Genomic DNA, 10876 nt, shown 5'->3' on the forward strand with positions numbered 1-10876 from the left:
AGGGTTAGTGTAACGCTATCAGGCGCCCACTGTATCGGGGACTTTTCATCCAGACTGGTACCCGAAATCTCTGAAAAGCGGGTAAAGGAAAGCCAATGAAAGACACGCACAGAAACAGCCGCGGCAGCCATACCCTGGTTACGTTCGATACCAAAGGCCAGCGATTGGAATGGAACTCCCTCGGTGACCAGGTAATGGGCGGGCAATCGGACGGAGCGCTGGTTCACTCTGGTGAAGGAGTCGGACTCTTTCACGGCACAGTGCGACTCGATAACGGCGGCGGCTTTGCCTCTGTCAAAGCAGACTTGCCGGAACCGGTCGATGCCACCGATTTCACAGGAATCGAATTGCTGGCAAAGGGCGACGGTAAAACCTACAAGATCGGCCTTCGAAACAGCACCAACCGGCGAAGCATTGTTTACCAGCATGCATTCACACCAGATACAGAAGATTGGGGCCGCATACGCTTGCCGTTCAGTGAGTTCATCCCTACCTGGCGCGGCAAAACATTGACCGATGAGGTAGCACTGAATCTTTCGTACCTGGCTTCAGTGAGCCTTTTCGTTTCCGGGCGACAGGTTGGTGAATTTCAACTGAAGATGCAGGACTGGGTTCTGTATTGATGGAGCTCAACCGGCCATGACTACAAATACCTTTACCCTGGACCTGCAACAGCCATTCAACCTGCGCATGACGGTGGAAAGCCACGGTTGGTGTCAGCTTGCGCCCTGGCACTGGGACGGTGAGCGTCTAGAGCGAACGGTTAGGATTGGCGAGAACGCGGAATGGACCCGGGTCCACCAGCCCTCTGAAGATCAGCTTCTTATCGAAACCTCCTCGTCCAGCACCGACGCCGTTTCAGAGCGCGTCGCTCGCTGGCTACAGCTAGACTGGGATCCCTCAGAGTTTCTTGCCCTTTGCGACCAGACCGATCCGGACATTTCCCGCTTCATACGTTCCGGTGGTGGGCGATTCCTGCGCGGCGACACCTTCTTTGAGGATCTCATTAAAACGGTTTGCACCATCAACACCACCTGGAAGCAGACCAAATCCATGGTCGCCTCCCTGGTTGATCTAGGCGACGGCCTGTTCCCAGAGCCCGGGGAAATCCAGAGGTTTGGTCCCCAGCGATTGGCCGACGAGTGCAAAATGGGCTTCAGAGCCAAGACCGTCGATACGGTGACCGATCAATTACTCCGGGATCAGGCCATCCAGACCGATGGTTCTGCCCATGGTGACATGGTCGATTACGACTACCTGATTTCCCTGAAGGGCATCGGCCCCTACGCTGCTGCTCACACCATGATGCTGATGAGAAATTTTGAGACGCTGCCGATCGACTCCGAAGTCAGCGCCTATCTTCGCCAACAAGGGGTTGACCCGAAGTACGCCCAAAGCGCTTTTCAACACTGGGGCAAGTATCGGTTTCTCGGCTACAAGCTGAAGCGCATTGTCGATAAAGCCAACTGGATCGGGGATTGATGCAATGACCAAACTCGCCCTTATAACCGGCGCCAGCGCAGGCATTGGTCATGAGACCTGTGCCCTCTTTGCCCGCGAAGGCTACAGGGTTGTCGCCCTCTCCCGACAGCCAACCGGCGTAGAGTCTGCCGATCTGGAGCTGGCGCTGGATCTTGAGTCCTTTGAGCAGATCGAAGGACTTGCTGGAATGCTGGAGACGGAAATTCCGACAGCCGAGCGGGTTGTTCTCGTCAACAACTCCGGTTACGGGCAATTCGGCGCGCTTCGTGATCTTTCCGAATCCATGTGGCAAAAGCAGTTCAGTACCCACGTATTCGGCCCCATCAAACTGGCTGCCGTCTGCCTGAAACTCTGTGAGCAACACGGCAAACCCTTGCGGGTCATCGCCGTCAGCTCCGTACTCTCCATCGTGCCCCAGCAAATGAAAGGCGCCTACTGTGCCGCCAAATCCGCGATGAACACGGCCCACGAAAGCTTCTGGTTTGACGAACAGGGCAGCAAAAGCCTGGAAAGTGTCTCGCTGGTGCTCCCTGGACCCGTGAAGACCCGGTTCAGGGAACATGCCCTGGCCGCTTTGCAACCCGTGCTTGGGCGAGCCAGCGCAGTGCACCGGGAAAAGTACGAAGCCATGGAAGCCGCGCTCGCGCCAGGCGCCAGCATCAAGCCGTTTAACGCCAGTGCGTCGGATGTTGCCCAAAAGATCTACAGAGCTGCAGAAGCGAAACGGCCCAAGCCTCGATATCTGGTTACGCCGCAGACCTACGCTGCCGAATTTATCACCCGGTTTATTCCCCGGTCGATCCAGCGCATTCTGTTCAGCTAGTGTTACCACACACCCAAAGCCAACCCTGTTCAAGGAGACCCAACATGGAAAATCGCAAAGTCCGGTGGGGCATCATAGGCACCGCCGAAATTGCCACCAAGGTCGTGGCCGGAATGCACGATGCGGAAAATGCCGACGTTGTTGCGGTGGCAAGTCGCTCCCTCGATCGGGCCCAGGCCTGGGCAGACGAGTACGATGTGCCGCAGGCGTTCGGCTCCTACGATGAGCTTCTGGCAGATGAGAGTATCGACGCGGTTTACATCCCGGTCCCCACTGCCCTTCGCAACGAATGGATCAAGAAGGCCGCCCGCGCCGGCAAGCACGTGTACGCCGAGAAACCGTTGGCCGATGGCATTGAAGAGGCCATCGATGTCTGCAAAGAAAACGGCGTGCAGTTCATGGATGGAACCATGTGGCTGCACAGCAACCGCACGCAATACATCGAGCATCGAATTGCCAACGGTGATATTGGCGACGTGCGGCGAGTAACCAGTGCCTTCACCTTCAAGGCCCCCAACAAGGAATGGTACGAAGGCGGCAATGGCCGAACCGACAAGTCTCGCGAACCCATGGGCTGCTTTGGTGACCAGGGTTGGTACCCGATCAGCGCCACCATGTGGAGCTTCGGTTACGAACTGCCTGAACGCGTGCAGATGACGTTCGTCTCCAAAAACTCCATCGACACCATCGTCGCCTGTGGCGGCACCCTCTGGTTCTCTGATGGCCGAATGGCCACCTTTGATGCAGGCTGCGAACTCGCTCACCGATCGCAGGTAGAAACGGTTGGCGACGCCGGCCTCATACGCATCGACGACCTGGTGGGTGGCCAGGGAAGAAGCGGGAATTTCGCGGCCTACGGTGAACGCTTCACCGGTAGCTCGCACTACATACTCGGTGATGCCGATGGCAAAGACACCGAGCAAGCGGTAGAGCCCTGTGACCACGTGGTGAAGCTGGTTGAGAAGTTTTCCAACATCATTCTGACTGGCGAGCTGGACGACCAATGGCCCAGTCGCAGCCTGGCCTGTCATCGGGTGATGTCGGCGCTGTTCGAATCCGCGGAATCAAACGGCGCCGTTGTCTCCTTGTAAACGTTCTCAGGTCCCGCCGCGCTGGCGGCGGGCCTTTTTCACCCGCCGGGCCTGGCCCATTTCATCCTTCAAGTAAGCCCCAATGGCCATGAAAATGCCCAGGTCCGGATCAGACCTACCATCATCCGCCAGCCGGAAAATCTGCTGGTAGTACCATGCCTGGCCGCCCAGCACATTAATGACTTTAAGCGGCATCAGCGGACTCGCCGGTGAGAAAAACCCTCGTTGAGCAAGCTTGATGTGGCCTTCATGGCAAACCGTCTTATCAATGCGCCCTTCAATCAGATCCTTGGGCGTATCGGGATCGGTGCAGAGCGGCCGGCCAAGGCCAATCACGTCGGTTTCGCCATTGGCGACTGCCTCTTCCATAAACGCGCGTGTCCGGAAGCCACCAGTGACCATCAGCGTGCAATCGCACACCTCGCGAATGGTCTGGGCGTAATCCAGGAAGTAAGCCTCTCGCTTGCGAGTGCTTTCCCGCACGGCCGGCCCGTCGGTTGCCGTGTCGGCATCACCACTGTACCCGAGCAGCCGCGGCTGCTCATAAGTGCCGCCGGACACCTCCAGCAGATCAATACCCTCCTCATTGAGCCAGCGCACCACGGTCACAGACTCATCAAGCGTAAAGCCGCCCTTACGGAAATCGTCGGAATTCAGCTTTACCGCCACCGGAAACTCCGGCCCCACAGCTTCGCGAGTCGCACGGACTACCTCAAGCAGGAAACGGGCGCGATTTTCCAGCGACCCACCCCAGCGATCAGTGCGCTGATTGGTGACCGGCGACAGAAAAGACGACAACAGATACCCATGGGCCCCGTGCACCTGAACGCCGGAAAAGCCCGCCTCCTTGGCGGTCCGGGCCACGTTGGCAAAGCGCTGAATAAAATCGAGGATCTCCGGCTCCGTAAGCGCCCGTGGGCGGGCATAGTTGCCCATCAGCGATAGTTGGACTTCCGAAGGCCCCATTGGGCGCGTAGTAACGTAACGCGGCGACTGCCGACCGGCATGGGAGATCTGCATCCACAAATGGTTGCCGTTACGGGTACCCGCCTTGGCCCAGGCACGCAACTGCGCCATACCCTCCGGCTCGCCTTCAGCCGGCGCCGGATCAATCGCCACGTTACCCGGCCGCTCCAGCACCCGGTGATCAATCATCACATTGCCGGTAATCAGCAGCCCCGCTCCACCATCGGACCAGCGGCCGTAAAGGGTTTCATGGCGGTGGGTAGCGTGGAGCTGATCGTCTGCCAGCCCTTCGGTCATGGCGGCCTTGGCGATTCGGTTTGGGAGGACGGCTCCGCAGGGGAGTTTCAGGGGTTGGGCAAGCGGTGATTCGGGCATGGCATCATCCTGATGGTTTGAGTTTTTTGTATTCTAAACCGCGATTTACTGCATCAATAGCGCCGGCGAGATAGCCCGTAAACTCACGTGACCACTCACTGCCAATGCCGGTTAATCGGTCAGCCCATGCACCTGAGCTCGGCGATAAGGCAGGCATAGGGTGATTGCCAGAGGATCTTTCATCGGTATGGGTGGCGGTGTAAATCTCTTTAGCCCAGTCCTTGATAAATTCTGCCTCTGGATTCTCCGCTTGCGAACCAAACAGTCGCACGAACTGTGTGCGGCACGCAGTAATAAGCTCTTCTTCAGACACGCGACGGCGCACGTCAGCAGGCACACCCAGGAAACCAAACAAGGCCGCCTTCCCTTCCTGAGTAGAGGCATCGTGGATCTCAACCATCGGCCCAACTGCACTTCGAGCCTCCCCGGATAATCCTAGCTCTCGCCAGAAAGGCTGATCAAACACGGCAATATGTTTTGCGTGAGGGGCCATCCAGGTATCTGTCGCCTGCCATTGCCTGGCAAGTTCATCCGGTAAGGCAGGCGAAAACGTTAGCTGAGACTGAACCAATCGGGGTGGCATTGCCAGCAACACATGGTCAGCGCTGTAGCTCAGGGTTTGCCCTTGAGCATCTTCGCTCAGTAGCTCGATAGAGGGCTCTGAAATGCGCACGCTGCGAACCGTTTGGCCCGTCACAACCCGCGATGGATCAAGCCGCTGATACAAAGCATCAATGAGCGAATACATGCCACCGGCGATTCGCATTGAAGGTGGAGAGTTGACGTAGCCAGCCGTTCGCTCAGGGGGCTGATTGGATGAACGTTCCAGAAGCATATCGCCCGTTTCAAATTGCTCAAAGGTTTCTAGCCCGAGCTCATCCACCAGCTGCGCCATATCGGTCTGGAATGCAGGCCAGAACCAGGCGGGCCCCAGATCGAAGCCCTCACCCGACACATCAAGTTGACCCTCAGCGTGGATCGTAGACGCAATACGCCCACCAAGAACGTCCCTCGCCTCAAGAACGACATAGTCTTTGATGCCTTTTTTCTCCAGGACATAAGCGGCGTATAAACCCGCCAGGCCGGCGCCAACAATGGCGACGCTCACTTTTTGCATGAATGATCTTCCCGTGATGATCGTGTTGTCCCGGTGATATACGGTTCTAAACGCCTAACCATTCAGTCAGCTGAAGATTTGTCTTAAGCCTCAATCGCTGCTGAAGCATCCCCTCAAACACACCTTCCAGGGTTCGCTCCTGCCCCAGCAATGGTAGCGAGGCCTCAGCCTCTGAGAAGAACTGCTCTTCACGAGACGTGCCTACGATGGCTTGTTCCCACCAGTTTACAACTCGAGGGTGCGCCTGCTTCAGCAGCAGGTCCCCAGGCAGCTTTTCGGACTTGGAGGCATTCGCCCTGTGAGTCGAAGGCATCAAATTCCAGAGATCGTTGTTGTTCCATCGCGACCACGGAAAACAGTGGTCAACGTCAAACCGCTTCGCTTTGAGATTCTGCGCTGTCCACACGCACTCGACACGACCATTCTCCAGCTGCTGATTAATCATTTGACGGACAGCTGACGTATCGCGCCGGCCCTCTACCCACTGCAAACCACGATGATATTCATCCATGGAATAACGCACGTCCCAGCTACCCATCAGATCAATCCATTCATTAACAATCGCAGGCTCGATCCAGCAGGCATAACGACTGAATGCATCCCAGAGAAATGAAGGAACGCGGAAGGTACCGAACCGGGAAAGCGTTGCTTTGTCCAAACGCACCGGTCCCTTCTTGACCGTTATCCTGGCCATACCGCCTTCGAAGATCGGACGGTTACTGCCGGGCCAGGTCGTAAAATGTGCGGGGTTCTTGAGAATGGTCGAGCAAGCATCGCGGATAGCGCGAAGGACCACCGGAGCAACATCCGCCGACAGCGACATACCTACTCTGAAATCCAGAGGCGTGAAATTCTGAAGCTTGAAGAAATCGTCCGTGGCAAAGCCATAGCCACGACTACCTGGCGCTTGCCTGAGTTGATGCCGGAGAACCAGGGGGTGATAAAGCATAATCCAGAACAACCCGACCGCCCCAAGAGGAATATCCACCCAGTCATCATTGCGCTTGAGCGCCAGGCCGGGTGCACCGTCGGCGATCCGGACAAGGGTTCGCAGCAAACCCAACTTGTAAGTCGAGGACTTATTGTCATTAACGATTATGTGACGGACTGTTGGTAATGCGCCTGTGCCATCGTCCGCCAACCGAAAAGCCAGCGTCTCCCAGGAGACCTCGTCCCTCTGGAGTTCATCCTTCCTACGCTCGACCGGCACCGGAAGCGGGATCAGCGCCCGGCGTTTGGCAGAACTCTCCAGTTCTTCCCTGCTGACATCATAAAAAAGCCGCTCGCCATCACCAGGCCCATGCCGAAGCGTAATCACCAGCATTCCACCGGGCGCCAAAAGCTCAGTCAGGATGCGAAAAGCACGTTCACGATCGGAGGGCGGGATATGCATCCAGACAGCGGAAACAAGAATGAGATCGAAGCGATAGCTGAGCTCCCGGATCTTACCAAGATCGGGCAATTGGTCGTCTACCCAGTGAATGCTCTGATTGCGAGTAGCGCCCTGACCCAACTCTCGCAAACCAGCTGCGGGCTCTACCGCAACAACATCCCAGCCCCGCGCCGCAAGGGCACCGGAATCGCGACCGCTGCCTGCGCCCACATCGAGAGCAAGGCCTGCTTCATCGCCAAGGAAGGAGAGCCAGTCTTGGTGAACCTGTTCGAAGGTCAGGGACTGGTATTGGGTGAAGAAGTTTTGGGCGTTTTTGTTGTAGGGACCGTAACTCATGCCGCCGCCAGCTTCGCTGCCTGCTGCCACATAAAGTTCGGCATCGGCGTTCGGAGTTTCCAGGTAATACTCATCGGCTGGGAACCGGTGTGAGACACGTAATCCACCTCACCATAATTCACAAACCCCATCGTGCGACCATATTCGTCTTTCGCTTGCTCTCTTACAAACAAGAACAACCGCTTGTTGATCGCTTGGTGTTGAATATAGTCCCTCCCTTTACCACGGTCAGGCCGGGAACTGTTTTGCGACTGCCAGTGGAATAACTGCTCATTGATGGCGTAGTCGTGGTACATGGTGGTTGGGGAGAACTGCTTTTCGTTTTTGTCCAAGGTGACAAACAGCAGCTCAATATTTTGATCCTGAATGACATATACACCTTCCCTCGATGGTGGCTGATGCTCGAACGTCATCGCACCAAAGCCAACCAGAATCTGCTCTCGGGAATAGCGGGCGTGCAATCGTAGCGGGACTTCCCGCAACTCCGGCATCGCCGGCTGCTCGTGTTTGGTTTTCGCCAATTTCCAGTCGAGCACGTCCACCAGCTCCTGTTCCAGCCCCAGCTTGCTGAGTCCTGCCAAGCTTTGTGTCAGCGAATCAAATTCCAGCTCTGGCCCAGCTTTCTGCCAGAAATCATAATGGCACATGAGTGCCTGGCGACCTTTCGGGTCGTCACAGCTAAACCCTGCCTGGCATAGCTTCTTAAGAAACAGCAGGTACTGGTGATCGTCGCAGATCAAAATCCGATTGTAGATGGCCTTCTTCGCCAGTTTAAACGAGTCATCGGCTCTGTCTTCGTCTTTTGCCTTGCTCACCAACTCGGCCCAACTGCCCCGTTTGTAGAGTTCGTTCACGTCGATGTGGGGATGATGGGTTATGAAGTTCTTCAGCGTGAGTGGCTGAGTGGAATGCTGTGGGAACTGCCGAACAAGAGACACCAGCCGCTTCATGGTCAGCGTGGCTTGCCGGATTTTGCTCAGCACCATTTCCTGGGTTTTCTTGGTGAGCTCAATTCGGCAACCCAGTGGTGCATGGGGAAAGCCCTGCTTCAGTTCTTCCGAAATTGAGCGTTCTGACTTACCCACCAGTGCCCGGAATTTATTGGCGAAATCATATTCAGGCCGAGAGTTACCAACAAAGTCCAAGACTGTGCAGCAATCTTTGTCGTCAGCAAGGCGTAAACCCCGACCCAGTTGCTGAAGGAAGATGGTCAGGCTTTCGGTTGGGCGCAGGAATAACAGGGTGTCGACTTCCGGAATATCGACGCCTTCGTTGAATATGTCGACCACACACAGCACGTTGATTTGCCCGGAGCGAATGGCTTGCTGCTTTTGTTGGCGTTCGTGGCTGTTGTCACTTGTGAGCACATCGGCCTTGATGCCGTGCAACAGGAGCTGCTCCACCATGAAGGTCGCGTGTTCACGGCTCACACAGAAAGCGAGAGCTTTCATGCTGGCTATATCGGTGACGATTTCCCGCAAGCTTCGCAGAATCTTTTTTACGCGATTCTGGTTGTGCGTATACAAGTTCGTCAACTGAGCAATATCGTAACGCCCACGACTCCAAGGAATAGTGCGCAGGTCGGTGTCATCATCTATTCCAAAGTATTGAAAGGGACAAAGGTGGCGGCGGTTGATGGCCTCCGGTAACCGGAGTTCGGCGGCAATCACGCCACCAAAGTCGCTGAGAATATCGCCGCCATCGTGTCGCTCCGGAGTCGCTGTCAGTCCCAGCAGTATTTCGGGCGAGAAGTGTTCCAATACCGCTCGATAACTCGATGCGGCGATGTGGTGCACTTCGTCGATTACGATGTAGTCGTAATAGCCTTCAGTGAGCTTTAGCTGATCCAGCTGGTTATTCAGAGTCTGAATCGAAACGAACAACTGCCGGTAGTGTTCCGGCAACTGGCCGCCTACCCAGAGTTCACCGAAAGCATTATTACGCAGCACGCCACGGTAAGCTTCCCGGGCTTGGCGCAGAATTTCTTCCCGGTGCGCCACAAACAGAAAGTGGGCGTTTGGTTTTGCTTTCAGGAAGCGCCGAAAATCAAACGCCGAGATCAGGGTCTTGCCGGTGCCAGTGGCGGCCACCACGAGGTTTCGCAAACGCTGGTGCACGTCCCGCTCAACAGAGAGTTGCTCTAGAATGTCTTTCTGATGCGGAAACGGAGTAATTTCGAAATAGTGGGAGGAGCCGGGAGCGTCCAAGCCTTTTTGTTGTTTTAGTGCGCGGTTGAGTTTTTCGGTACTCTCAGCCCGGCCATCGAAGCATTCAAAGTCTTCCGAAGCCCAATAGGTTTCAAAGGTGCTGAGCGATTTGTTGATTATGTGAGGGATTTCCTGAGCGGTGATCTTAAGATTCCACTCAAGGCCATTGGTCAGCGCCGATCGAGATAGGTTTGATGAACCGATGTAACCGGTGTGAAAACCCGTGTTCCGGAGGAACAAATAGCTCTTGGCGTGCAGCCTTTCACGCTCGGTGTTGTAGCTCAGCTTCACTTCGGTGTTCGGCAGGCTAGCCAGATACTCAACGGCTTTGGCATCCGTTGCCCCCATGTAGGAGGTGGTGATGATTTTCAGCTCTCGGCCACTCGCGGTGAAGGCTTCCAGTTCTTTCCGGAATATCCGAATTCCGGCCCATTTGATGAACGAGACCAGCCAGTAAATCCGGTCCGCTGACAAAATCTCGCGCTTTAGCTCTGACTCCAGTGACAAGCCAGCATTACTGCCTGAAAATAACTCACTCTGTGTGAGTCCTGTGAGCGGGAAAATGTCTTCAACATACTGCTTCAGGTTCGCAGCAACCGGGTTTTTCAGCTCATAAAGCGCGGTGAGGATCTTTCCTTGGCTATCGAGGAGGTTCTCATCTAGGAACCCATCATCCTGCACCTGCCCCTTGAGCCACATCAGCAACTGATTCGATAACTCGATTTGCTCCTGAAGTCGGTTGTCGCCCGAAGGCACCGAACCAATAGCGAACTCCAGAATGTTAGTCAGGAATCGTGACAACCATACAGATGCTTCCACACTGCTAAGCTGGCGCTCACCTACGTAAAACTGTTTCCGATCCAATCTGTTTTCTACGAGCCGGGTAATAAGCTGCTCGTAGATTCCGGTCTGCTGCATCGTGTACGTCCCACATTGATGGCTTCCAGAATAGCGGCGCTGTGGCCACCGGCATTCCTTATATCTCGCAATCTAACTAAATCCGGCAGGATGACGCTAACCCCTAACGTGTCGGATTTCCATGAGATCCGCGATCCTCACGACAGTTATTTTCTGACCATTGAGCCA

General features: G+C 55.6%; 8 protein-coding genes. 4 read left to right on the forward strand and 4 right to left on the reverse strand.

What is annotated here, in order from left to right; genetic code table 11:
• Positions 1-95 precede the first annotated feature (95 nt).
• From EDB94_RS13090 to EDB94_RS13105, 4 genes are read left to right on the forward strand one after another with little or no spacing between them, the layout of a single operon-like run.
• Entirely contained in the window at positions 96-623 is a 528-nt protein-coding gene (locus tag EDB94_RS13090) for a CIA30 family protein (RefSeq protein WP_108018921.1), read from the forward strand.
• Between the two features lie 16 nt (positions 624-639).
• The gene (locus EDB94_RS13095) at positions 640-1482 is read left to right on the forward strand and encodes a hypothetical protein (RefSeq protein ID WP_108018920.1); all 843 of its coding nucleotides are present in this window, start codon (positions 640-642) and stop codon (positions 1480-1482) included.
• A gap of 4 nt (positions 1483-1486) precedes the next feature.
• Entirely contained in the window at positions 1487-2305 is an 819-nt protein-coding gene (locus EDB94_RS13100) for an SDR family oxidoreductase (RefSeq protein ID WP_108018919.1), read from the forward strand.
• A 44-nt stretch (positions 2306-2349) separates the two neighbouring features.
• Complete coding sequence (locus EDB94_RS13105; RefSeq protein ID WP_108018918.1) at positions 2350-3396, forward strand: Gfo/Idh/MocA family protein; 1047 nt, start codon at positions 2350-2352, stop codon at positions 3394-3396.
• A 6-nt stretch (positions 3397-3402) separates the two neighbouring features.
• Here the strand turns inward: EDB94_RS13105 and EDB94_RS13110 are convergent, their stop codons facing one another.
• Genes EDB94_RS13110 through EDB94_RS13125 form a run of 4 tightly spaced genes read right to left on the reverse strand, consistent with a single transcriptional unit; the run spans position 3403 to position 10708 of the window.
• Positions 3403-4737, reverse strand: a complete 1335-nt coding sequence (locus EDB94_RS13110) for an NADH:flavin oxidoreductase/NADH oxidase family protein (protein WP_108018917.1) — start codon at positions 4735-4737, stop codon at positions 3403-3405.
• Positions 4738-4741: 4 nt separating this feature from the next.
• Positions 4742-5854, reverse strand: coding sequence for an FAD-dependent oxidoreductase (locus tag EDB94_RS13115; RefSeq protein WP_108018916.1), 1113 nt, complete (start codon positions 5852-5854; stop codon positions 4742-4744).
• Positions 5855-5900: 46 nt separating this feature from the next.
• Positions 5901-7613: a class I SAM-dependent methyltransferase gene (locus tag EDB94_RS13120; RefSeq protein WP_260312593.1), complete on the reverse strand. Its 1713-nt coding sequence runs from the start codon at positions 7611-7613 to the stop codon at positions 5901-5903.
• Complete coding sequence (locus EDB94_RS13125) at positions 7580-10708, reverse strand: DUF3427 domain-containing protein (RefSeq protein ID WP_108018915.1); 3129 nt, start codon at positions 10706-10708, stop codon at positions 7580-7582. Before EDB94_RS13125 ends, EDB94_RS13120 begins: the two co-directional genes overlap by 34 nt.
• Positions 10709-10876: the final 168 nt, after the last annotated feature.

Origin of the sequence: Marinobacter sp. 3-2 (assembly GCF_003751355.1) — a bacterium.
GTDB classification, from domain to species: Bacteria; Pseudomonadota; Gammaproteobacteria; order Pseudomonadales; family Oleiphilaceae; genus Marinobacter; species Marinobacter adhaerens.